At 38.1% G+C, this 22,833-nt stretch carries 23 protein-coding genes; 6 read left to right on the plus strand and 17 right to left on the minus strand.

What is annotated here, in order from left to right; genetic code table 11:
* Positions 1-10: 10 nt before the first annotated feature.
* From atpB to SK086_RS02370, 10 genes are all read right to left on the minus strand, one after another.
* Positions 11-1,198 (minus strand): F0F1 ATP synthase subunit A, encoded by a 1,188-nt coding sequence (gene atpB, locus SK086_RS02325; protein ID WP_324689433.1) that lies wholly within the window; start codon positions 1,196-1,198, stop codon positions 11-13.
* A 116-nt stretch (positions 1,199-1,314) separates the two neighbouring features.
* A complete protein-coding gene (locus SK086_RS02330) occupies positions 1,315-1,713 on the minus strand; it encodes a hypothetical protein (RefSeq protein ID WP_324689435.1) in 399 nt (132 codons plus the stop codon).
* A gap of 1 nt (position 1,714) precedes the next feature.
* The gene (locus SK086_RS02335; protein WP_324689437.1) at positions 1,715-1,945 is read right to left on the minus strand and encodes an AtpZ/AtpI family protein; all 231 of its coding nucleotides are present in this window, start codon (positions 1,943-1,945) and stop codon (positions 1,715-1,717) included.
* On the minus strand, positions 1,914-2,318 hold the full coding sequence (locus SK086_RS02340; RefSeq protein WP_324689439.1) for a bactofilin family protein: 405 nt from the start codon (positions 2,316-2,318) through the stop codon (positions 1,914-1,916). The genes SK086_RS02335 and SK086_RS02340 overlap by 32 nt, the downstream gene beginning before the upstream one ends.
* 2 nt (positions 2,319-2,320) lie before the next feature.
* Positions 2,321-5,131, minus strand: a complete 2,811-nt coding sequence (gene porW / locus SK086_RS02345) for a type IX secretion system periplasmic lipoprotein PorW/SprE (RefSeq protein WP_324689441.1) — start codon at positions 5,129-5,131, stop codon at positions 2,321-2,323.
* Positions 5,132-5,221: 90 nt separating this feature from the next.
* Positions 5,222-5,920, minus strand: a complete 699-nt coding sequence (locus SK086_RS02350) for an ABC transporter ATP-binding protein (protein ID WP_324689442.1) — start codon at positions 5,918-5,920, stop codon at positions 5,222-5,224.
* Between the two features lie 25 nt (positions 5,921-5,945).
* Positions 5,946-7,412 carry a DUF5687 family protein gene (locus SK086_RS02355; protein ID WP_324689444.1) on the minus strand — a complete coding sequence of 489 codons (1,467 nt, stop codon included), beginning with the start codon at positions 7,410-7,412 and terminating at the stop codon, positions 5,946-5,948.
* 56 nt (positions 7,413-7,468) lie between these two features.
* A complete protein-coding gene (locus SK086_RS02360) occupies positions 7,469-8,170 on the minus strand; it encodes a hypothetical protein (protein WP_324690438.1) in 702 nt (233 codons plus the stop codon).
* 3 nt (positions 8,171-8,173) lie between these two features.
* Positions 8,174-8,782, minus strand: a complete 609-nt coding sequence (locus SK086_RS02365; RefSeq protein ID WP_324689445.1) for a hypothetical protein — start codon at positions 8,780-8,782, stop codon at positions 8,174-8,176.
* Positions 8,783-8,786: 4 nt separating this feature from the next.
* On the minus strand, positions 8,787-9,122 hold the full coding sequence (locus SK086_RS02370) for a PadR family transcriptional regulator (RefSeq protein WP_324689447.1): 336 nt from the start codon (positions 9,120-9,122) through the stop codon (positions 8,787-8,789).
* A 119-nt stretch (positions 9,123-9,241) separates the two neighbouring features.
* Here SK086_RS02370 and SK086_RS02375 point away from each other — a divergent pair, with 119 nt between their 5' ends.
* Positions 9,242-10,297, plus strand: coding sequence for a ferredoxin--NADP reductase (locus SK086_RS02375; protein WP_324689449.1), 1,056 nt, complete (start codon positions 9,242-9,244; stop codon positions 10,295-10,297).
* A gap of 42 nt (positions 10,298-10,339) precedes the next feature.
* On the opposite strand, the gene SK086_RS02380 is transcribed toward SK086_RS02375, so the two are convergent.
* Together SK086_RS02380 and SK086_RS02385 are read right to left on the minus strand one after the other, a co-directional pair.
* The gene (locus tag SK086_RS02380; RefSeq protein WP_324690439.1) at positions 10,340-11,338 is read right to left on the minus strand and encodes a glycosyltransferase family 9 protein; all 999 of its coding nucleotides are present in this window, start codon (positions 11,336-11,338) and stop codon (positions 10,340-10,342) included.
* Between the two features lie 56 nt (positions 11,339-11,394).
* Positions 11,395-12,000, minus strand: a complete 606-nt coding sequence (locus SK086_RS02385; RefSeq protein ID WP_324689451.1) for a DUF4254 domain-containing protein — start codon at positions 11,998-12,000, stop codon at positions 11,395-11,397.
* A gap of 97 nt (positions 12,001-12,097) precedes the next feature.
* Between SK086_RS02385 and upp the strand changes: the two genes are divergently transcribed.
* Positions 12,098-12,751, plus strand: coding sequence for a uracil phosphoribosyltransferase (gene upp, locus SK086_RS02390; RefSeq protein ID WP_324689453.1), 654 nt, complete (start codon positions 12,098-12,100; stop codon positions 12,749-12,751).
* Here upp and SK086_RS02395 read toward each other — a convergent pair.
* Positions 12,746-13,675, minus strand: coding sequence for a DUF6427 family protein (locus SK086_RS02395; RefSeq protein WP_324689455.1), 930 nt, complete (start codon positions 13,673-13,675; stop codon positions 12,746-12,748). The genes upp and SK086_RS02395 overlap by 6 nt on opposite strands.
* Positions 13,676-13,720: 45 nt before the next feature.
* Here SK086_RS02395 and SK086_RS02400 point away from each other — a divergent pair, with 45 nt between their 5' ends.
* The gene (locus tag SK086_RS02400) at positions 13,721-13,951 is read left to right on the plus strand and encodes a DUF6341 family protein (protein WP_290872865.1); all 231 of its coding nucleotides are present in this window, start codon (positions 13,721-13,723) and stop codon (positions 13,949-13,951) included.
* On the opposite strand, the gene purD is transcribed toward SK086_RS02400, so the two are convergent.
* Positions 13,943-15,217 carry a phosphoribosylamine--glycine ligase gene (purD, locus tag SK086_RS02405; RefSeq protein WP_324689458.1) on the minus strand — a complete coding sequence of 425 codons (1,275 nt, stop codon included), beginning with the start codon at positions 15,215-15,217 and terminating at the stop codon, positions 13,943-13,945. The two genes, SK086_RS02400 and purD, sit on opposite strands and share 9 nt — an antisense overlap.
* Before the next feature lie 135 nt (positions 15,218-15,352).
* Between purD and SK086_RS02410 the strand changes: the two genes are divergently transcribed.
* From SK086_RS02410 to SK086_RS02420, 3 genes are all read left to right on the plus strand, one after another.
* On the plus strand, positions 15,353-16,675 hold the full coding sequence (locus tag SK086_RS02410) for a phenylacetate--CoA ligase family protein (RefSeq protein WP_324689460.1): 1,323 nt from the start codon (positions 15,353-15,355) through the stop codon (positions 16,673-16,675).
* An 86-nt stretch (positions 16,676-16,761) separates the two neighbouring features.
* Positions 16,762-17,847: a non-hydrolyzing UDP-N-acetylglucosamine 2-epimerase gene (wecB, locus tag SK086_RS02415; protein WP_324689462.1), complete on the plus strand. Its 1,086-nt coding sequence runs from the start codon at positions 16,762-16,764 to the stop codon at positions 17,845-17,847.
* The gene (locus SK086_RS02420) at positions 17,847-19,031 is read left to right on the plus strand and encodes a glycosyltransferase family 4 protein (RefSeq protein WP_324689464.1); all 1,185 of its coding nucleotides are present in this window, start codon (positions 17,847-17,849) and stop codon (positions 19,029-19,031) included. The genes wecB and SK086_RS02420 overlap by 1 nt, the downstream gene beginning before the upstream one ends.
* On the opposite strand, the gene SK086_RS02425 is transcribed toward SK086_RS02420, so the two are convergent.
* The 3 genes from SK086_RS02425 to SK086_RS02435 are packed head-to-tail and all read right to left on the minus strand — an operon-like array spanning position 19,028 to position 22,715.
* Positions 19,028-20,395: an undecaprenyl-phosphate glucose phosphotransferase gene (locus tag SK086_RS02425; RefSeq protein ID WP_290872852.1), complete on the minus strand. Its 1,368-nt coding sequence runs from the start codon at positions 20,393-20,395 to the stop codon at positions 19,028-19,030. The genes SK086_RS02420 and SK086_RS02425 overlap by 4 nt on opposite strands.
* A gap of 5 nt (positions 20,396-20,400) precedes the next feature.
* Entirely contained in the window at positions 20,401-21,384 is a 984-nt protein-coding gene (locus tag SK086_RS02430; RefSeq protein ID WP_290872849.1) for a UDP-glucuronic acid decarboxylase family protein, read from the minus strand.
* Positions 21,381-22,715: an O-antigen ligase family protein gene (locus SK086_RS02435; protein WP_324689467.1), complete on the minus strand. Its 1,335-nt coding sequence runs from the start codon at positions 22,713-22,715 to the stop codon at positions 21,381-21,383. The genes SK086_RS02430 and SK086_RS02435 overlap by 4 nt, the downstream gene beginning before the upstream one ends.
* Positions 22,716-22,833 lie beyond the last annotated feature (118 nt).

Consider the following 22,833-nt stretch of genomic DNA (forward strand, 5'->3'; position numbering starts at 1 on the left):
ATTCAATTTATTAATGATGAGCAGCTTCATGGTGCTCATCATGGTGATGCTCCTCAACAGCGGCCCCGAAATAAAGTGCTGCCAACATGGTGAAGATATAAGCCTGTAATAAGGCAACTAAGATTTCCAATAAAGATAGTACAAAAGCCAAGAAGAACGACAACGGACTTCCGATTGGACTGTTGAAAGTATACATCAAAGCAATCAAACTCATCAATACAATGTGTCCCGCTACCATATTAGCATACAAACGAATCATCAATGAGAACGGTTTGATGATGGTTCCTAACAATTCGATAGGCGCCAAAATAAACTTCATCGGAACCGGAACACCCGGCATCCAAAAAATGTGTCCCCAATAATCTTTCTTAGCAGTAAACGTGGTAATCAAATAAGTAATTAAAGCCAATGAAGCTGTAATAGCAAGGTTACCGGTGATGTTTACCCCTAGTGGAGTCAATCCGAACATATTTAAGAACCAAATAAAGAAGAAGATGGTTAATAAAAAGCTCATGTATTTTTTATAGTGCTTCTCCCCAATATTAGGAATAGCAATATCGTCTCTGATGTAAAGGATGATTGGCTCGAAGAATCTTCCGGCACCTTTGGCAATAGAACCGTTTTTCTTGTATGACTTTCCTAAACCGGCAAACACCATGAACAAGATCAAACCAACAACTAAAATCATAAAGATGTTTTTAGTGATTGAAAAATCGATAGGCTTAGCATTGGTTACATGTCCTTTTGCGTCTTCGGTGAAGTTCCCATCAGCGTCTGTTTTGTAAACCAAACCATCATGGTGGTTGATTTTATAGTAGTTTCCATTAGACTCGGCTACTGCTTCTCCATGCTCAAATTTAGAAGAAGAGAAAACGTGTAATCCGCCATCCCATAAAATTACAGGTAGTGGAAATCCAACATGCGTAGGATGCTCTTCCCCTCCATAAGTAAAAAGGGTAAAATCGTGAGAATCCATCAAGTGGTGCTTGATGTAGGCTTTTCTTTCTAAATCGGCTTTTTGTTCTTCTGATAAGTTAGCAGTTTCTCCGTGTGCTTCATGAGATTTTGAGGCAACTTCGTGAGTTGCTTCAACGGCTACGTGAGTAGAATCTCCGGTTGGATTTGCAATACTAATTAATGGAAAGAAAGCTACTAAAGCAGCGATTATAAATTGGAGTGGTTTTTTTGAAAACACCATATCTGATAATTAGCTAAGATTTTATTTCTCAAATTTGGTGCAAAAGTACAATATTAATTAATATTAAAAAGTATCTGTTTTATTTTTTTTGACAGAAATGACAATTAAAAGCAGATTTATTGTTTATTATTTAAAATTCTGATAGTTACATAGGTCTCCATTGCCAAAAAGTAAATAAAAATGATAAAAAAACTCATTTTTTCGATTGGCGTTTTTTCCAAGTTGGCAGCCAGTATCGGTTTGAGGAAAATATAGGCAATACCCATTTTAAGTGTAGTTAGTAATAAAAAGGTATAACCAACTGAGTTGATACTCTTTTGTTTGACCAAATCTAAAACTAAAATTAAGAACGCAGAAAAGAAGAAAAAGAACAAATACAACAACTCCAAAGTATACACGAATTGGTCTTGATACAATTTCGGAACCCAAAAATAAAAAGCAGTTTTATGAATCAAATACCCGATTGTTCCCAGAACTAATAAGGTAAAAATGGATTTGAATTTTTGTAAATTCATGTTATTGGTCGGATTTATTGATTTCTTTGAGTTGTCGGTTGAGATTATAAAAAGCAATGGCTACACCAAGCAGAGTTAGCAACTTAACATAAAGATGTTGAGGATTAGTATACTTTTTATCGAGCCAATCTCCGAACTTAGCAAACAAGAAAACGATAACACCCATTTGAATCGGAATGTTCACCAGGGCTAACCACTTGTTAGGCGCTTTGTTCTTCTTTGGTTGGTCCATTAGGCGCAAGGTTTTTTACATGCGGTTTCATCACACAAGAAGCACTGAACTCGGCTCCTGGTTCAACCGAGAGTTTACCGCAAACTACCTCTCCGATGATGTGCGATCTCGATTTTACATTGAGGATTTCCTGCACTTGGATTTTGCCTTCAAATCGGCCTTCAATATCGGCATTTTTACAAATGATGTCGCCTTTAACGCTTCCGGCAGGTCCAATTACGATTTTCCCTTTGGATTGAAAATTGCCAATCAAATGACCGTCTAAACGAAAGTCTGCCGGAGAATTGATGTCGCCGGTAATAGTGGTTCCTTCTACAATTCGATTGGTTTTACCCAATAAATCGGTGTATGATTTCGGACTTTTTTCAAACATGACTATCCTTTTTTACCCGGAGTTCCCATTTGCGGTGACGGCGGTAAACCGAACTCGCTGTCTTGGCCTTCCATCCCAGAAGAAGGTTTAACCGGTTGGTTATTCTGTTGCTTATTTTGTACTTCTTTTTTAGACTGTTCCTGACTTTGAGCCGGTTTTTGTTCTTGTTGTACTATCGGTTTTTCAAATGTTCCGTCCCAATTAGGTTGGGTTGGCGTAGCGGTTAAATTCCCTGCCAAAAACTCGTCTATATTTTTCTTGATTTGAACTATGGTATAGTTTTCAGCCGAAATAACTATTGCCTTTTCTTGCACCTTGTACTCTTTATAGTCTTTCAAAATGGCAGTAATTCCGTCGGCTAAATCTTTAGAATTCAACCCGTGAATCACTACAAAATTATCCGTCATCGTATAAATATCCAACGAAACAGACAATTTTTCCAAGCCTCTTTCTTTGATGAATTTCGCAATTTTTTCACGCAATACTTTCGTCGGCTGGTCTTCGAAATCTTTAGTCGCATATAAAATTTTCCAGTTCTTAGAGTCTAAACTCGAAAGTTGTAAAGCTTGCAGTTTTGGCAAATCGACAGCAATCATACGTTCAGCTCTTTTGCCTTCTTCGCTGTTCGGATAATTGAGCGCTACAAAATTTAGGGCTTTGCCGTATTCTTCTAACCCGGATAACTTGCCGATTAAGTTGGCCTTTAACAGTTCCAACTTCGGCACAATCTCGTCGCCGGTAAAGCGATCAATAGCACCGTTAATCTCTGCCAATACTGTTTTATATTCGTGATTTTGATAGCTTTCGTACAAGTTTTCGTAAACAGATTTAGGCGAATCTCCTGACTCAGCCATTTGACTGTTCGGATTGGCCAAAATTTGTGCATATCTTGAATTCGGATACATCGAAATGATTTGCGATTTCATGGCTGCAGCCTTGTCTTTGTCGATTATCTCATACACTTTATACAAGTGATACATCGACGGCAAAACCAAGCGCTCTTCCGGATTGTTTTTAAGCAGTTGCTCTAGTTTATCGGCGGCTCTTTGGTATTCTTTGAATTTTTCTTTGTAGATGATACCCAACTGATAGTAAGCAAAATTTCTTTCCTTACTCAAGCTATCAATTACGGTAGGATTCGTAGGCAATTGTTGGATGTAAAATTCAGGCGTAAATCGTTCTTCTGCTTTGGCGACATCTTTGGTTTCTTCAGCAAGTTGTTCTTCTTTAGTATCGTTATCTTTGCCTTTTAAACTACCGTTAGCCGCCGAGTTTCTCCAATTGTCCTGCAGTGTAACCTTGCCCCATTTTTTCTGAAACTCTTTTTGACCAAAGGCCACAGTAGTTGGATTGTAAAAATAGAACGAACCCTGATTGCCATTGGAATTGGATTTCGTGTTTTCGGTTGCAGTGGCTTTTTTGCTGTTGTCTTGGACTGAATTGCCGGAATTTCGTTCCTGATTTTCCTTGATTTGCGCTTCTTTCTCGGCTAATTTTAAAGCAGCAGCTTCTTCTTTTTTAATTTTCTCGATATGCTTTTCAAAATAGGCTACTTTGTCTTCGTTAGACATTTTGTACAACGAAATAATGCTGTCGTTTCGCTGTGCAATGCCTTCATATTTGATAACATCTTCTAAGTTTTCGCGCTTCTTTTTAATCAAATTGAATTCGCGGGTTCTGGGCTTCAAGTTAACTAAGGTACTGTCGAAATACTTTCCGGCAGTTACATATTTAGCGCGATTGAAATAAATATCGGCTAAATTTCTGTAGTTTGAAGCCGTTAAATAAGTGTCTTGAGATTTCTTCTTAAGGGAAATATTGTAGTGCTTTTTCGCCTGGGCAATGTTTTTGTTTTTGTCGAAGAACAAAGCTACTTGGTGGTGCAAAACATCCAAATACGGTCGGTTTTCACGATCTTCGATTAAATCGTTGAATTTTTTCAAAAAGGCAATCGTATCACCTTGGGCATAATCAAACTGACCGGCTTGTTTGGCATGCGCCTGAATCACATATTGACGAGCCGCTTTGCGATTCATATCGATTACTTCTTGGTATTTGGCAAAAGCACTGTCTTTGTACCCTAAGCTTTCGTACAGCTGTCCGAGTATAAAACGATAACGCGCTTTTTCTTCGTTGGATTTGGTGAATTCAGTGGCCAATTTAATTTTGGCTACAGCGCTGTCTTTTTGCTCCAAGTTCAGAAAGGCTTGCGCCAAAGCAGCATTGGCATCAGCAAAAATTTGGTCCTTGAACTTGATTTCTTTCAGTAATTTGGTTAGGTTGTTAACGGCAATGGCATCGTTTTCCAGACGCATATTGGTTTTTTCACGCCAAATTTTTACCTCGTAAATTTTATCGCTCTTTGGATATTTGTACAATACGTAGTTGAAGGCTTCCAAAGCGGGAACGAAGCGTTGTTCGTAGTATCTCGATTTGCCTAACAACAAATGTGCTTCATCCATTTGCGGGTTTTTTTCCGACCCTTGGATGTACATAGAGTGTTTTTGAATGGCTTTAGTGGCTTTTTCTTCGGCTCTTTGAAAATTGGCATTTCGGGTATCGCCGGGCAACATGGCGGCTTCATTGACTTGCATTCTTTCAATAGGAAGCAACTCCCAAAAGTTGTCTTTGTTTTGCAACTTAACATCTTCAATCCCTTTATCCAAAGCCATTTGCCCATTGTACAATATGTTGTACTCGGTACTTAAAGCATGAGAATTGCGGGAAAGGAAAGTGTTTTTTTTAGTAGAACAAGCTATTAAAAAAATAAACAATCCGGTATAGAGAAAATATTTAAGTGTATTGGTTTTCAAAGCGAAACGTATTTTTAGTATAACGTCAAATTGTTATAAATTGTATAACTAACTGGTAAAAATACGTTTCTTTTTGATATGGCAAAAAAATTACACCGCAAAAAACGCTTCCAATTCTTTCAAGGTTTCCGGCGAGGTTTGAATGTCTTTCACCACTTCACCCAAATGCAAGGCTACAATTCGGTTGCAAACCTCAACGGTGTGGACTAAATCGTGACTCGAAACCAAAACGGTTCTGTTAGGATCATCGGCCAATTCTTTGATGATTTTTTTCAAGCGATTAACGGTCGTCGGATCTAAATTAGCAAAAGGTTCGTCCAAAATTACTACTTCCGGATCACCAATTAAAGCCGCTATAATACCGACTTTTTTCATGTTTCCTTTAGACAAATCTCGAAGGTATTTTTTACTGTTCAGGATTTCACCGTTAAAGAACTCTTCGTGTTTGGCCAACAACGCATCCACATCGGCTTTGTTTTGACCGCGCAAATCTCCTATGAAATAAAAATATTCTTCAGCCGTTAAATAGCCAATCAAAAAACTTTCGTCTATAAAAGCAGCGGTGAAAGGCTTCCAAGCTTCACTGGTATTTACCTGAATAGTGTTGTTAAGAATATGCCCGGAACTAGGCTGAATTAAATCGAGTAACAAACTGAAAAAAGTAGTTTTTCCGGCTCCGTTGTTGCCCACTAAACCAAAGCTTTGTCCTTTGGGAATTTCTAGATGTTCAATGTTTAAAACGCGAACACCGTTAGTATATGTTTTTGAAAGATTAGTAACTTGTATCATGTTTCTTTTTTTTAGTAGTGATGAATTAATTTTTTTGTTTGTAAGCCGCAATGGTAGCGTACTTCTCCGATTTGTAAATCTTTTCAATTTTATCGAATACATAGTTGCGGAAGGCAAAACCTAAAACGCCGGCCGCAGCCACTAAAACCAAACCTGCGTTAGGCGAAATCAAATAGTACCCAACAGTGTACAATCCCATAGGCACCAACATTTTAGGCAAGGAAATTAACATGGTTTTCATGTTAAACGCTTGCTTATCGCCAAAAGCTTGTTTGGAAGTCGTTAAATCGATAGGTGTTTTTACAAAAGCGCCGCCCAACATCACCAAATGCGAATTCACCCCGATGTTGAAAATGGCACCGGCCACAATAATCAAATAAGTGTGCAAACCGAAATACAAATAGAATGAGGCAATCAAGGTTGAAATTACGGTGCCAATAACCATCAACCACCATTTAGAACTGATGTACTCGCGGTATTGAATGTTTTGACTCATCATGAGTTGGTAGTAAGCACTGTCCCAACTCGGCACAAACTGTCCGAAAGTGAATAAAAATCCACCCGAAACAAATATCCCGGCAAAAACCTTCATCCAAGGATTATCATACGCTTCAATCGATTGGGTAAAAAAGAGCAACCCATAAAAAATAAAAATAAAGCTCATGATTAAAGTAGTTCTCGAGCGTTTGTTGCGTTTGAGCAATCGAATGTCATTTTTAAGGAATGTTCCTAAAGTACCAAACTGATCCAACCAAGTGAAATTTTCGGTTTGGGCAACCTCACTTTTCTTGGCTAAGCCATCGTCTAAATTGAGTCGATTTTTAAAATAATTGTAAGCGCTGTAATAAGTACCAACAACTAAAAGTACTGCAATCAAAAACCAATAATTGGTGTCATACATGTTTTGGAAAAACACCTTACTGTATGTTGTTATATCGAAAACATTGTAATACTGAGAAGCGCCTAAAGCGGCCAAAAGTGCCAGAGCGATATAGAAAACCGTGTTTTTACTGTTGACCAAAATGTTCAGGAAATTATTGGTGTAAATCAACGCCATCATGGCCAAATGCCACAAAATGGCTTGGTAACCGTAACCTTTGTACAATAATACAACCGTGAAAGGCACAAAGAAAAAGGCATGGAGTATGTTGAAAAAAGAAATAGTCGTTTTGCCAAGCGTGTAATGCACAATAGTGCTTCGGTTGATGGGCAATATCAACAGCGGTTTGATATTGGTTACCGGCATTTTCTGTAGAAAATATCGAATTACCAAATCGAATAGTATGTAATAAATCATGAATTTGTTAATGGCTGCGAGCGGTTCCAGTCCTTCATCTTCTAAAATGAAAAAGACGGCGGTTCCGAGGATAGCAAAGCAAGCCATAAAATACAATGCTCCTAATCCCATGATAATTTTTAGGGCGAGATTAGTTCCAAAAGAAGCCGAGCGGGTAAAAGATTTCCACTCCAGCCTGATAAAATGTTTGAACATGTTGCTTGGTTTTAGGTTTTGTGTGTTAGTTTCTAAAGATAGCAAAAAGTTACAACTTAGTTTACAAAATTGTACTCGGGATAAGTCTCTTTTAGGAAAGTTTCGGCCTTTGAAGGAATTAAAACCAAGACGACATATTCGCCTAAAGCCATGAAAATTATAAAAAAGCTAAAAAAAAGTAAAGCCCAATCGCTGTAGTTTTCGCCTTTGACATTAAGGGCGACTTGAATTGGTAAATTCATCAATCCTGTGATAGAACCGTAGCCGAAAATAATCTCTTTGAGCAACCATTTCTTTCCGGTTTTTTGGCGATTCTTTTTGTTTTTTCTGGACAACCAAAAAATCCCGACAAAAAAGGAAACGACCAAAACCACAAAAGCCATTTGGACTATTACAACATCTTGTTGGAATAACTTTAAGGCGTAAAAAACAATACCGATAGTCGCTAAGGTTCCTATAATTTTGGGCCAACGGAAAAAGTTTTTGAGTTCATTCCAAACCAATTTATGGTACTTTTTTTGCAGCGCCGCTTGGCGTTTTTCAACGACCTCCATAAAACCGAAAACACCAAATTTTTTAAATTCAATTTGAAGCGCTTCCTCAAAAGAGCGTTTCGAATTTTGCTCCCATTGTGCTTCTATGGCATTAGCCAAATGGTCGACCAACTCGGTTTGTAAATCGTAGTATTCTACATAATGTTGGCGCGTAAAAGCATAAAGCTTTTCGATTTGTTCGGCGGTGAGTTTTTTAGGATTCATCAATCAAATTAACTTTTTAGTGTGTTGTTTTGCCACCCAATAAGAGTAATAATACATGAGCGATAAGGCGAAGAAGAATGAAAAAACGGCAACGGCATAAATGTTATCTGCTTTTCGAACCAAATGGATAACCAAAAACAGGTATATCATAAAAATCATATTGAAGCTTCCTACCAATGAAAAAGTGTACAATCTTCTTTTCGAAGTAAATAAAGAATACAATTCAATCAACGATAATGGTGCCGGAATTACAATGGGTAAAATATCGAAATAGGTTAAAAACCAATCTTTCCCATGAACAGCAATCAAATAATAAAAGGCCAATGAGGCTATTGCATAAAGCAAAACGAATGGCAAAGAAAAAACGGTTTTGGCCACTTGTTGTAGCCCGTTTTTAGAATACTGTTGGGTTAACAATTGGTTGGTCTTTTGGATAAACTCTTTGTTAGATTCCATAAACTCGGAAATCTTCTCGTCAAAAGTGCCTTCCGAAATTTCAAGTTCAGAGGCTAAATGATCTAAAATTTCCAAACGGATGTCTCGATAAATCAGCCCGTACTTTTTAAGGAGTATTTTATCGATTACAGCTATGTTTTCCTTACTCAACGTCATGTGGTTAATTGGTAATTTTAGGTTGTACCAAAGCTTGCATATTTCTGATAAAATCTTCCAACTCGGCCAAACGATTAAAGGTTTCCGCCGTGCCTTTTTCAGTAAGTTTATAGTATTTGCGCAAGCGATTGTCTACGTTTTCAACTTCAACTTCAAGCACACCATCAGCTTCCAACTTGTGCAAAGCAGGATAAAGCGCGCCTTCGGTGATTTTTAATTCGCCTTGGGTGATTTCTTTTACTTTTTGGGTGATTTCGTAGCCGTACATTCGGCCGTTTTCTTCCAAAAGCTTCATAACTATAGTAGTCAGACTGCCTTTGTACAATTGTGAATTTTTCATGCTACAGCATTTAGACGAACAAATATACATAAGTTTTTTACATACATAAAAATCTTAGGTATAAATTATTTTTTTCTCAAAAGTGTTTCGTTCGCTACCTTTGTCAAAAATACTACTCCATGTCCACTTTCTATAAATTACACATTAAAGAAGTAAAACGCGAAACGCCAAGTGCCATTTCAGTGGCTTTTACCATTCCGGCCGAATTACAATCGGCTTACCAATTTACCGCCGGGCAATATGTAAATCTCAAATTAACTTTAGACGGTGAAGAAGTACGTCGCGCTTATTCGGTTTGTTCATCACCCAACAGTGGAGAATTGCGTATTGCTATCAAATCGGTTAAAAACGGTCACTTTTCGAAATTTGCCAACGACCATTTGAAAGCCGGCGATCTTTTGGAAGTGAGTCAACCCGAAGGAAGATTCACGTTTGAGCCGAATAATTCTAATCAAAAAAACTATGCAGCTTTTGCAGCCGGTAGTGGCATTACCCCAATAATGTCTATCTTGAAATCGGTTTTAGAAAACGAACCCAACAGTACATTTGTTTTGGTTTTCGGCAATAAAACTCCGGCAGAAACCATCTTTCACGATGAATTACATGCCCTGCAATTACAGTATGTAGGCCGATTTTTTGTGCATTTTGTGTACAGTCAGACTAAAGTAGACAACGAACTTTTTGGTCGTATAGATAAATCAACCGTTAACTTCGTACTACACAACAAACACAAAGAAAAAACGTTCGATAAGTTTTACTTATGCGGTCCGGAAGAAATGATTAACTTGGTTTCTGGGGTTTTGAAAGAGCACAATGTGGCCGAGAAAAACATCAAGTTTGAATTGTTTTCTACGTCATCAGCAGCGGATAATTCGGCGGCAACTTCTCAAGAAGGCCATACTAAAATCACTGTTTTGGTAGATGATGAAGAAACCTCTTTCGAAATGTCGCAAAAGCAAACCCTATTAGAAGCCGCTTTAAAACAAGGCATCGATGCGCCTTACTCTTGTCAGGGTGGCATTTGTAGTTCTTGTTTGGCGCGCATTACAAATGGCGCAGCAGTGATGAAAAAGAATTCGATTTTAACCGATAGTGAAGTCGCCGAAGGATTGGTTTTAACTTGCCAAGCGCATCCGACTACGACAGAAATTTATGTGAATTTTGACGACGTATAGTCTTTAAAAAAATAAAATACTGTTTTAAAATTCCAATTTTGTTTAGGCAAGATTGGAATTTATTTTTGCTACCACAGCATCAACCGGTATGGTTCTCATAGCGTCTTCATAGCCTGGAACCATTTTGTTCCCGTAAACAGAAGTAGGCAAAAGCGGGTATTTTTCTCGATCGGCAGTCAAGCAATTTTCTAAAGGTTGGTTGAAAGGTTTGAATCCGGCATACGGATGTGTCGCGCCCCAAAGCGTTACTACTTTAACACCTAACATGGCGGCAATATGCGAATTTCCGGAATCCATAGACAACATGACATCCAAATTAGAAATCAACTGAAGTTCTTGTTGTAATTTGAGCTTTCCGGCCACCACTATTACATTGTCTACATTAGCCGATAGCGCATGCAGCTGTTCGGTTTCTTTTTTACCTCCGCCAAAAAGGAAAATTTTGTTGCTGTTGTTTTCGGCCAATTTATGGATGACTTCCTGCATCAAATCGAGCGGATAAACTTTGCTTTCATATTGGGCGAAAGGAGCAATCCCAATCCAATTCGTATTCCCTTTTTCTCCGCAAACTTTGAAAACTTCTTCCGAAGGCTTCACTTTCTCGGGGAAATTCGGCTGTGTTAAATCGATATCGAATCCAAGGTTTTTAAAGGTTTCCACATGGCGTTCTACCATCGATTTTACCGGTTGAAAGATTTTATTTTGCGCTCGAGTTAAGGCTTTTTTTTCTGCACGGCCTTTGTCGGAGTAAGCCACTTTTTTGCCACTTAAAGCGAAAAGATTTCGGATGACAATAGAGCGTAAAACATTGTGTAAATCAGCTACCGCGTTGATGTTGCGCTTTTTTAAATCGGCGTACAGTTTGAACAAGCCCATAGTACCTTTGTGTCTGCCGTTAAGATCCACTGCAAAAAAGGTAACATTCGGAATGCCTTCAAAAAAAGGTTGGAAAAACGGTCGGGAAACCACGGTGACTTTAACGTGCTGATTTTGCTGAACCAATGCGCGTATAACAGGAACCGTCATCGCAACATCGCCCATGGCAGATAATCGGATGACGGCTATATGTGTAATTGGTGTTGACAAAAGTTTGTCGGTTATTTTTTGTTTTGGTACAATACCGGATTTAATTCTTCGTCGTTGTACATTTTCATTTGTTTGTACACTTTCATGTATTTGTCGCCGTTTTCAATATCGGTCAACAAATCGTTGATAGATACAAACATATCGCTTTTTTGATCCAACAATACGTTTAGTTTTTCCTGACATTTGGCTCTGTGTTCCTCGGTAGCTTCAGCACGATTGGCTTCTTCGCTCATGTGGTAAATTTTCAACGCTAAAATCGACAAACGATCGATGGCCCAAGCCGGACTTTCGGTATTGATTTTGGCCTCAGGTTTAACTTGAACTTCCTTGTATTTCTGTAAAAAATAGCTGTCGATGTATTCCACCATATCCGTACGCACTTGGTTGGAAGCGTCAATTTTTCGCTTTAAATCCAAGGCGGCTACCGGATCAATATTCGGGTCACGGATGATGTCTTCGTAATGCCATTGTACGGTGTCAACCCAATTTTTTGCATACAACAAATACTCTATAGTTCCTTTGGCGTATGGGTTTAAAGTAGGTTGGTAAACATCGTCAATAATGTGATAATCTTTGATACATTGTTCAAAAATCGGGAAGGCAAATTGTGAAAACATAACGCAGTTTTTATTTTATTTCTTAGTAATCAACCAAAAGGTCTCGGGTGCAAAGATAGTTTTTTATACTTTTACCTCAACAAAATTTAAGTCGTCCATGCACATTCATTACATTTCTGAGCAAAACAGTATTCTCAACCATTTTTTGGCCCAAATTCGTGATGTTACCATCCAAAAAGACAGCATGCGTTTTCGAAAAAATATTGAGCGCATCGGTGAAATCATGGCGTATGAGTTGAGTAAAACACTTGAATATAAAGACATTGATGTTCAAACACCACTAGGTATAAAACACACTACCACTATTGCGGATCATGTGGTTTTATGTTCCATTCTTCGCGCCGGATTGGCTTTGCATACCGGTTTTATGAACATCTTTGACAATGCGGAAAACGGATTCGTATCGGCTTACCGCCATCATTACAACAACGATGATCAATTTGAAATTTTAGTAGAATACCAAGCGGCGCCTTCTTTTGAAAATAAAAACCTCATTTTAATTGATCCGATGTTGGCCACCGGACAATCGATAGTAGCCGTATTGCATAAATTGCATTTGGAGCAAAAGCCGAAAGAAATCCACATAGCCGTAGTCATTGCCGCGCCTGAAGGCATTGCTTATTTAGAAGAAAACTTGCCGGACAATTGTCACTTGTGGGTAGCCGCTTTAGATGATCGCTTGAATGAGAAAAACTACATCATTCCCGGATTAGGCGATGCAGGAGATTTGGCTTATGGCAGTAAATTATAATTGCGCAAAAAAGGCGGTAAAACTCCCTACAGTTAATAAAAGCAATACAATTTCCTGATACATTTTGTTTTGGGAGTATTCGATATTGTTTGTCGTCATTACGGCTAAAGGGAAAAACGTAAACAATAACATCGCGTTATTTTTTTCGGGAGAAAGGATAAAAACGATACTGCCAATCAGAAATCCGAATACCATTTTCTTATAAGAAGCTTGTAAAATTAATGGCCTGTTGGTTAAGGTAAATACCATCGACAGTAAAAAATACAAGGCGACCACTACGTAAAAAGACAAGGCTGCATTTTGGAAATTGTTCGTGAAATAATTCCATTCCAAATGCATTTGGGCCTGGAGAACAATATGGTCAATCCACGATTTATCTATCAACAAAGCCGCCACCAAAAAAACCACAGCGGTAGCCACAAAAGCCACAAACGGCAACAACCAATTTCGGTAATCACGCGACACATGAAAAATAATCGAAATGTAAACTAAAAGCACGAAAAGAATACACCAAAAATGGAATAGTGAGGCGATAAAAATCCACATCGAAGCATCAAAAATTTTCTCTTTTGGCGCTTTTAAAGTTTGCAACGAAATGAGCCTTCTCATCGCTAAGAGCAGAAAGAAATTGGCAAACAACAAGTTGGAATGGCTGAAAACTGATGGAAAAAGCATCAAATACAATAAGAAAAAGAAAATGGCATAACTGCTGTTTTTGGTCAGCCCATTTTTCTTTACTATAAAATTGACCAAGAAAAAACAAACCAATAAAAGAATGATTAACAAAATATTAGCCGAATTTCCACCAGCCGTAACAGATTGACTTAACAAGCTGTTTTGGTAAACAAAAAAAGAAGCCAAAAGCAAAAGAAACACCAAGACATAATTAACGATGCTTGATTTTTTAAAAATGCTTGTAATCATGAGGATATTTTATACATTTGTGGTGTAAATATAACATTTTATACAATGAAAGCATTTTTCGAAGCTATTCAAACTTTATTTGTAGACTTTTTATTCAAACCTTTAGATTGGTTACGCGAATTAGAATTGAGCAACTGGTGGTTGGCCAACATTGTAAGCTGGACTTTAATCATTGTTTGCTGCAAATACATTGTGTACTGGTGTAAAGAGTTGAAAAAGCACCAAGCCAACAACGAAGAAAACCAAGATACAACGGCTCACTCTTTCTTAAGCTAAGTCGAAGCCGATATCTTTCCTGAAATACATCTTATCAAAATGTAACTTGTTTATGTTTTGGTAAGATTTTTTTATGGCTTCTTGGTACGTAGTTCCAAAAGATGTCACGGCCAAAACCCTTCCGCCATTGGTTACTACTTGGCCATTTTCTAATTTCGTTCCCGCATGAAATACTATCGAATCCGAAATGTTTTCAATACCGGAAATGGCAAATCCTTTGTCGTATTCCTCAGGATATCCGCCTGAAACAACCATAATCGTAGTAGCGCTACGCGGATCAATAGTCAAAGTAACTTCATCGAGTTTTTGTTCGGCTACCGCTTGAAACAAGGCCACTAAATCCGACTGGATTCTCGGCATAACCACCTCAGTTTCCGGATCGCCCATTCTCACGTTATACTCAATCACCATGGGTTCGCCTTTAACAATAATCAAACCGATAAACACAAATCCTTTGTATTCAATACCGTCTTGTTGCAAACCGGCAACGGTTGGTTTTACGATTCTGCTTTCGATTTTCCCCATCAACACTTCATCTGCAAACGGCACCGGTGAAACAGCACCCATTCCACCTGTATTCAATCCGGTATCCCCTTCTCCTATTCGCTTGTAATCTTTGGCCGTTGGCAATAATTTGTAATTTTTCCCATCGGTTAGCACGAAACAACTCAATTCAATTCCATCCAAAAACTCCTCGATAACCACTTTGGAACTCGCTGCGCCAAACTTAGCGTTCACCAACATATTGCGCAATTCGTTTTGGGCTTCTTGTAAATCTTGCAAAATTAAAACACCTTTACCGGCCGCTAATCCGTCGGCTTTTAGCACGTATGGCGGTTGTAAAGTGGTTAAAAATTCACAACCTTGCGCTACGGTTTCAGCTGTAAAACTGGCATACGCTGCAGTTGGGATTTGGTGTTTGACTAAAAATTCTTTGGCAAATTCTTTACTGCCTTCGAGTTGAGCACCTAATTTAGAAGGACCAATTACCGGAACGTGGTTGATTTGATTGTCGTTTTTAAAGAAATCGTAAATCCCATGCACCAAAGGATCTTCGGGGCCAACCACTACCATATCAATGCTTTCGGTAAGGACTAATGCTTTAATCGCTTCAAAATCCGTTGGATTTACTGCAACATTTGTTGCTATACCCGCAGTACCGGCATTCCCGGGTGCTACTAATAGCTTTTCACAAGACGGACTTTGTAATAATTTATAGGCTAAAGCATGTTCCCTTCCTCCGGAACCGAGTAGTAAAATAGTCATGGTGTGTGTTGTTTGTAGTTGTGGCACAAAAGTAGTTTGTTTTTACTTTCTAAGCGAGAATAATTTTTCAAAAAAAGACTAGCAATTAACGGTTAGTTGCAGCTATATGCTATTTTTGTACAAATTCCTCTTTTCGTGTTTGACCTTTTTTCCTTTGCATTAAAAATTAATGGCTTTCCAATTGAGAAAGCTCAACGGCAATTATCTGATATTTTGGCCGTTCCGGAAGAAAACTACACCGCCTTTGTTGAACAAAAAAAAAGAGAAATTGTAGATTTTCACTTGAAAAACAATAAATTCTACAAAAATTTTATTGGAGAGATTGACACTTTTCAATGGGAAAACATTCCGGTATTGAAAAAAAGTGATTTTCAAATCCCTTTAGAGAAAAGACTGTCAATCGGTTATAATAAAAAGACTGTCTACATCAACTCTACCTCCGGCTCGAGTGGTGATCCTATGGTTTTTGCAAAAGATAAGTTTTGTCATGCTTTGATTTGGGCCAATATCATGCACCGATTTGCCTGGCATGGTGTCGATTTTAATCACTCCTATCAGGCTAGATTTTACGGTATGCCGTTGGATTTTAAATCCAACAAAATATTGCGTTTTAAAGATTTCTTAAGCAACAGATACCGGTTTAATATTTTTGATTTATCGGCAAGTGGAATAGAAAAAATCATAACTAAGTTTAAACAAAAAAAGTTCACCTATATCAACGGATACACCAGTTCTATTGTCTTAGTGGCAAAACATTTAAAAGAAAAAAAACTTGTACTCAAAAATTTATGTCCTTCCTTAAAAATATGCATTGTTACTTCTGAAATGCTTTTTGAAGATGATAAAAGATTATTGGTGGAAACTCTTGGTGTACCAATTATTAACGAGTATGGTGCTTCGGAGCTGGATGTGATTGCTTTTGAAAATCAGACCGGAGAATGGACAGTTAACGCTGAGACTTTATTTGTTGAGATTTTAGACGAAAACAACAAGCCGCTGCCTCTGGGTAAAGAAGGACGAATTGTAGTAACCAATTTGTACAACAAAGCCCATCCATTTATAAGGTATGACGTTGGGGATTATGGGGTATTGGACGAAAAAAGTACCGCAAAGCATCCGATATTGAAAAAACTAACCGGAAGAACCAATGACGTTGCAGTTTTACCAAGTGGGAAAATGGCTCCGGGAATGACTTTTTATTCCATCACCAAAAAACTATTTGGAGACGAAGGAAATGTAAAAGAATTTACAATTACTCAAATTCAAAGTGATACTTTTGAAATTCAATATGCCAGTGAAGTTGCTTTGACTACCGACGAAATTAATAGAATAGAAAAAGTATTTACCAATTTTTTAGAGCCTAATCTAAAATATATTTTCACTCGTAAAAATCTTTTACAAAGAAATAAAAACGGAAAATTAAAACAGTTTACTTCTCTGGTAAAAAATACCCCATAATGTAATTGAAGCTTTGATTGCATTTTATTTGGTAAAAAAAGATGTATCGATAATTAAATACTAAATTCGTAACGAAAAGTTTGTTTATGAAAATTACCATTGTAGCCGGTGCAAGGCCGAATTTTATCAAAATTGCTCCTATCATTAAAGCTATTGAGAAAAAGCAAAGCGAAGGCATTGACATCACTTACCGTTTGGTACACACCGGTCAACACTACGATAAAAACCTCAGCGATACTTTTTTCGAAGAGTTGAATATTCCGCATCCCAATGCCAATTTGGAAGTAAAAAGCGGAACGCAAGCCGAGCAAACCGGAGCCATAATGGTGGCTTTTGAAAAAGAGTTACAGCAGCATCCATGCGATTTGGTGTTGGTGGTTGGCGATGTGAATTCAACTATGGCCTGTGCTATAGTGGCCAAAAAAAGTCATATCAAGGTTACCCACGTTGAAGCCGGAATTCGCTCCGGAGACATGAGCATGCCGGAGGAAATTAATCGAATTGTAACCGACAGTATTACGGATTACTTTTTCACCACTTCGACCACGGCTTCGGAAAACTTACTCAAATACGGTGCTAATCCTAACGATATCCACTTTGTGGGCAACGTAATGATTGATACTTTAACCCAAAACTTAAACCGAATCTCAGCCCCTGTTTTTTGGGACGAATTCGGACTAACCACAGGAAATTATATTGTTTTAACCTTGCATCGCCCGGCTAATGTGGATGAAGCGCAATCATTACTCACTTTGTTGCAAGGTATAGATGCCTTGGCAGGTGAAAAGAAAATAATTTTCCCGGTACATCCACGTACCAAAGCCATTTTAGGCGATAGGTCGCTTGCATTGAAAAACACGCTGATGGTGGAACCGCAAGGCTATTTGAACTTTATGTTTTTGGTAAAAAACAGCTTTGCCGTAATTACGGATTCGGGTGGAATATCTGAAGAAACTACGGTTTTGGGCGTTCCGTGTTTTACCATGCGCAACAATACCGAAAGGCCCGAAACGCAAACCATCGGCACCAATACTTTGGTAGGAACGTCTATAGAAAACTTAAAAAAACTATTCGGTGATTTTTTAAAGGATGGCCCGAAACCGGCAGGCATACCGGAACTCTGGGACGGAAAAGCATCAGAACGCATTATTGAAATCCTCTTGCAAAAGTAATGGAAGAAATTCTCATTATATCCAATTATTATCCGCCCGAAAAAGGCGCTGCTGCCAATAGGATTGAGCAATTGGCTTTGAAGTTGCACCAAAATAATTATCGTGTTTCCGTGGTTTGTCCGTTAGGAAATTACCCTAAAGGCGAACTCTTTCCGGAGTACAAAGGGAAATTTTCGGTGACTGAAAACAGGGATAACATTACCGTAAAAAGACTATGGATTTATCCGAGTGTGAGTAAGAATATTTTTGTTCGGATTGTTTCGGTCTTGTCCTTTTCGTTGTGTTTGTTGGCTTATTTGCTGTTTCGCAAGACCCCGAAAAAAGTGGTAGTACAATCGCCGCCATTATTGTTATCGTTTCTGTCGGTTATGGTTTTATCGCTTAAAAATAAAAAAATCATCCTCAACATTTCCGACTTATGGCCGTTGGCTGCCATAGAGCTTAAAGCATTAAAAGAAGGCTCGTTTTCGCATAAAGTTTCATTGTTCATGGAACGTTTCATTTACAAAAAAGCAACGGTTATCATTGGGCAATCCGAAGAAATCATCACGCACGTCAAGACGCTTTTCCCTAGTAAAAAAGCGTTTTTGTACCGCAATTTCCCCGATCATAAATCGGATGCCTTTACCTTGAAAACCATCGAAAACGAACCGACAAAGCTGTTTTTTGCCGGACTTTTGGGGATTGCCCAAGGCGTTTCCGAATTGTGTAAGCAAATCGATTTAAAAGACTTGAATATCGAATTGCATTTGTTTGGTGACGGTGCAGAAAAAGCGGCGATTGAATCACTCATAGCCGATGGAAAAAACCCTAAAATAGTATACCACGGCATGATGGACAGAAAGGCATTGCACGAAACTTTGCAGACTTTCGACATCGCTTTAGTGCCTTTAAAAACCCGAATTTACGGTTCAGTTCCTTCCAAAATTTTTGAATATACGGCGCTGGGATTTCCGGTCTTGTACTTTGGCGGCGGAGAAGGCGAAACCATCGTGGAAGAGAACCATTTAGGTTGGGTTGCAGCGGTAGGAAATTTTGAAGCGCTGAATGAAAAACTAGTGGCCATTGCCCAACTTAACAAAGCCGATTTGGCCCTCATGAAAACACGCATTTTTAATAAAGCCCAGCTTGCTTTTGACTTAGATAATCAGTTGAAAGATTTGATTGAGAAAGGTATTTTTTAATACGCTTTGTCTTCTCCTTTAAAGATGTTAATCACCGTTTGGATGATGATTTTCATGTCCATAAACATAGACCAATTTTCGATGTAAAACACGTCTAACTTGATGCGGTTTACCATATCTTCTTCGGTTTCAATTTCGCCGCGGAAACCTTTTACCTGAGCTAGTCCGGTAATCCCGGGTTTTACGTAATGACGCACCATATACTTTTTGATTCTGGTGGCATAGGCTTTGTTTTGAGACCATAGATGCGGTCTTGGACCAACTACCGACATATCTCCTAAAAGGACATTGAAAAACTGTGGCAATTCGTCGATACTGGTTTTGCGCATAAACTTACCCATTTTGGTAACTCTTGGGTCGTTTTTGGATGCTTCTTTTTCCGTGAATCGATTCACCTGCATGGAACGGAATTTATAGCAAAAGAATTCTTTTTCGTCCAATCCCGGTCGGCCTTGCTTGAAAAAAACAGGTCCTTTAGATTCCAGTTTAATCAAAATGGCCAATATGGGAATGAGCCAAGACAAGAGAAAAACAATCACAAAAAGGGAAAAAACTACGTCAAAAGCTCTTTTAATGCCTTTGATGAGCGGATTGTGCAATTGGGTTTTTTGGAGCGATAAAACGGGAAATAATTCGTAATAGTCAATCTTCAGATTTTTAGAGAAAATCTCTTTAGTATCCGGGATGAACTTGATGGCTTTTTTATGTTCGTCGGCAAATTCGACAAGGTCTTTTAGTTTTTCGTTGGAAATCTCATTCAGAGAACAGTAGATTTCATCTATTTTATTGTCGATGACATATTTTTTGATATCTTCTACGCGACCTGAAATTTCCGGATTTTGCTTCTTATCTGAAAAATAACCGTAAAATCGATAACCGTAATCCTTTCTGTTATCAAACACTTCTTTCAAACGTATGGCTTCAGCCGTATAACCGATAATAATGGCATTACGGTAATTACTCCCGGTAGTTATTCGGTACTTTTTAAGGTAAATGAAAAGAAAACTTTTAAAAGCAACTATAATGATAAAACTCAGCGTTACGAAATAGGCTATGACAGTTCCGCTAAAAATGGCTGTTTTGGCGAAGGGGAAAAAAGCAATAACCACCAGCAGAAATAGGCTGAATTGCTTGATGAGTTTGGACAAGATTTCTACAGGAGTTGTAAAACGAAAAACCTCATAATACCCAACAATAGCGGCAATCAAAAGCCATGTAATGGTTTGATAAACGACATAATTAACTTCTGAAACGTTCAAATCTCTGAAGAAAAACAGGCTTAAAACCGTTAGCGTAATTACATCAAAAAGCACACTGATTGGTCTGATGTACTTTGAGTATCTTCCTGTTTGCTGTGCAACCATAAATACTAATGGATATATCCTTTAAAATCTTTATGTTCTTCTTTTAAAAGCTCTTCACTTGAAAGCGATTTAAAATAGTCATACGTTAATTTCATCCCTTCTTCACGAGACACTTTGGCTTCCCATCCCAAAATTTCTTTGGCTTTGGTAGTATCGGGTTGGCGCTGTAACGGATCGTTTATCGGTAGCGGATGGTAAACCACTTTTTGATTGGTTCCGGTAAGTTTGATGATTTCGTCAGCAAAATCTTTGATGGTGATTTCGTCCGGGTTACCAATGTTAACCGGATAAACATAATCCGAGTGCAACAAACGGAAAATCCCTTCCACCTGATCGGTTACATAACAGAAAGAGCGGGTTTGACTTCCGTCACCAAAAATAGTTAAGTCTTCCCCTCTCAAAGCCTGACCAATGAAAGCCGGAATTACACGGCCGTCGTTGAGACGCATTCTTGGACCGTAGGTATTGAAAATCCTGACAATTCTTGTTTCTACACCATGAAAAGTATGGTAAGCCATGGTGATTGATTCTTGGAAGCGTTTGGCCTCATCGTAAACACCTCTTGGTCCAATGGTATTTACATTGCCGTAATATTCTTCGGTTTGCGGATGCACCAATGGGTCTCCATACACTTCAGAGGTTGAAGCAATCAGAATTCTGGCTTTTTTAACTCGCGCCAAACCCAATAAATTATGCGTTCCTAAAGAACCTACTTTAAGGGTTTGTATCGGAATTTTTAAATAGTCTATCGGACTGGCCGGTGAGGCAAAATGAAGTATATAATCTATTTTTCCAGGAACATGGACAAACTTGGTTACATCGTGGTGGTAAAATTCGAAGTTTTTTTCTTTGAATAGATGCTCGATGTTTTTTAAATCTCCCGTGATTAAATTATCCATTCCAATCACAAAGTATCCTTCGGCAATGAATCGGTCACAAAGATGAGAACCTAAAAATCCTGCGGCTCCGGTAATTAATATTCTTTTCATAATTTTTGTTCTGTTTTGGGACCTTGAAATGGAATGCCCGAATTAAAAAGGCAGTACATTATGGTGAAATATACCACCCCTCTTTGTCTCCATAAAAATGATTCCGTCAAAAATAAACTTATCATTAGAAATGCAAAAGCAAAATGGGTAAAATCTTTTGACTGAATGGCTTTTTTTAATGTTAGCGTAATGATAATAATCAAAAGCAAGAAACCAAACACGCCCAGCTCGGCAAAATTCTGAATATACTGATTGTGGAAGTTCTTTTTTTGGTAACCTTCTAAAGAGGCATTACCTTGAAAAACGTTGTAAATTAATCCCTTGGCTTCTATTTTAGGATAAGAAGCATTGAGTCCGTAACCTTTCCAAAAAATAGCATCTTCATCCAACATTTCCAGAAATAATCTGAATTGGTAAACCCGAAATGCTGTCCCCGGGAAAAAGTCGTTTTCATTGAACTTGTCTTGCGTCCACGCTTGTTTAATGCTGACATTGAAAAAAGTACTGTTCTTTTCTTTAGAAATAACGTCGTTCACCGTGCTGTTGGTCATAATGGTTTCGTATTCCCGATGCAAATGGTCTTTAATTTTCCCTATGAATCCTAAGGAGAGTAAAAGCACTGTCATCACTATTAAATTTTTCATTCGCATTTGCTTAGAAACTTTGGCGAAGGCTAAAAAATAAATGATGATTAATCCGAAAAAGGCAATAATGATGTTAACCGAAGAGAGCAAAAGCACCATTAGTAGTAATATGGCCATGGCTACATAGTCAAAGGTTTTTTGGGTACTCTTGGCTAAAAACCAAAAAAAAGAGACCGCCATATATACCGAAACGTGGATGGCATTGACATCTTTGGTCACTAATTCGTGGTAAAAAAAGACATCCGAGTTTCCTGTTAGAAAATACCTTAACGTTGCTTTTGACAGATAAAACAAGGCGAAAATTAAAATACAATGACTGTAGTATTTTAGAACAGTAGCTTTTTTCTCTTGTGAAATACCGCCAAAAAGCCAAAAAAACAGCGGAATTAAAAGCAAAGAAAGCTCTTTTGACAAGGCCGGTAAGGTTAAACTCCGATCAATACTCCACCAAAAAGACAACGCCATTAAAACGTACAGCAGGATGGGAAACAACAAGTATGACTGAAAACGAATTTGTGCTGTTTTGAGACGGATAAGCGTATACAATCCCAACACCGCAATAGCAATGGAATTGACAATATAGGGAAAAGGAATACTGAGTAAAACCAAAAGGACTAATAAGGCCTGCTTTTCTCCTTCAAAATCCTGTTTTATAGTTTCAGAAAAGTTTTTTAAAACGTTGTTCATGCCCTGATTGTTCTTTCGTTGTTTACTTTAGGAAAACAAATGTCTTTTATTGGAACAAGGCAATTTAGGTTTTTTATTTTGTATATTGAATTTTTGGGACGAAATCTTTCATAGTGAG

The sequence above is a fragment of the Flavobacterium cheonhonense genome, from assembly GCF_035671315.1.
Taxonomy (GTDB): domain Bacteria; phylum Bacteroidota; class Bacteroidia; order Flavobacteriales; family Flavobacteriaceae; genus Flavobacterium; species Flavobacterium cheonhonense.

Coding starts and splice junctions, on each gene's coding strand:
- SK086_RS02350 (WP_324689442.1), bottom strand. CDS start 5,920: ATGATACAAGTTACTAATCTTTCAAAAACATATACTAACGGTGTTCGC.
- SK086_RS02360 (WP_324690438.1), bottom strand. CDS start 8,170: ATGAATCCTAAAAAACTCACCGCCGAACAAATCGAAAAGCTTTATGCT.
- upp (WP_324689453.1), top strand. CDS start 12,098: ATGCACATTCATTACATTTCTGAGCAAAACAGTATTCTCAACCATTTT.
- SK086_RS02335 (WP_324689437.1), bottom strand. CDS start 1,945: ATGGACCAACCAAAGAAGAACAAAGCGCCTAACAAGTGGTTAGCCCTG.
- SK086_RS02395 (WP_324689455.1), bottom strand. CDS start 13,675: ATGATTACAAGCATTTTTAAAAAATCAAGCATCGTTAATTATGTCTTG.
- SK086_RS02340 (WP_324689439.1), bottom strand. CDS start 2,318: ATGTTTGAAAAAAGTCCGAAATCATACACCGATTTATTGGGTAAAACC.
- SK086_RS02425 (WP_290872852.1), bottom strand. CDS start 20,395: ATGGTTGCACAGCAAACAGGAAGATACTCAAAGTACATCAGACCAATC.
- SK086_RS02355 (WP_324689444.1), bottom strand. CDS start 7,412: ATGTTCAAACATTTTATCAGGCTGGAGTGGAAATCTTTTACCCGCTCG.
- SK086_RS02370 (WP_324689447.1), bottom strand. CDS start 9,122: ATGAAAAATTCACAATTGTACAAAGGCAGTCTGACTACTATAGTTATG.
- SK086_RS02400 (WP_290872865.1), top strand. CDS start 13,721: ATGAAAGCATTTTTCGAAGCTATTCAAACTTTATTTGTAGACTTTTTA.
- purD (WP_324689458.1), bottom strand. CDS start 15,217: ATGACTATTTTACTACTCGGTTCCGGAGGAAGGGAACATGCTTTAGCC.
- SK086_RS02365 (WP_324689445.1), bottom strand. CDS start 8,782: ATGACGTTGAGTAAGGAAAACATAGCTGTAATCGATAAAATACTCCTT.
- SK086_RS02380 (WP_324690439.1), bottom strand. CDS start 11,338: ATGGGCGATGTTGCGATGACGGTTCCTGTTATACGCGCATTGGTTCAG.
- SK086_RS02385 (WP_324689451.1), bottom strand. CDS start 12,000: ATGTTTTCACAATTTGCCTTCCCGATTTTTGAACAATGTATCAAAGAT.
- wecB (WP_324689462.1), top strand. CDS start 16,762: ATGAAAATTACCATTGTAGCCGGTGCAAGGCCGAATTTTATCAAAATT.
- SK086_RS02430 (WP_290872849.1), bottom strand. CDS start 21,384: ATGAAAAGAATATTAATTACCGGAGCCGCAGGATTTTTAGGTTCTCAT.
- SK086_RS02435 (WP_324689467.1), bottom strand. CDS start 22,715: ATGAACAACGTTTTAAAAAACTTTTCTGAAACTATAAAACAGGATTTT.
- SK086_RS02330 (WP_324689435.1), bottom strand. CDS start 1,713: ATGAATTTACAAAAATTCAAATCCATTTTTACCTTATTAGTTCTGGGA.
- SK086_RS02375 (WP_324689449.1), top strand. CDS start 9,242: ATGTCCACTTTCTATAAATTACACATTAAAGAAGTAAAACGCGAAACG.
- SK086_RS02420 (WP_324689464.1), top strand. CDS start 17,847: ATGGAAGAAATTCTCATTATATCCAATTATTATCCGCCCGAAAAAGGC.
- atpB (WP_324689433.1), bottom strand. CDS start 1,198: ATGGTGTTTTCAAAAAAACCACTCCAATTTATAATCGCTGCTTTAGTA.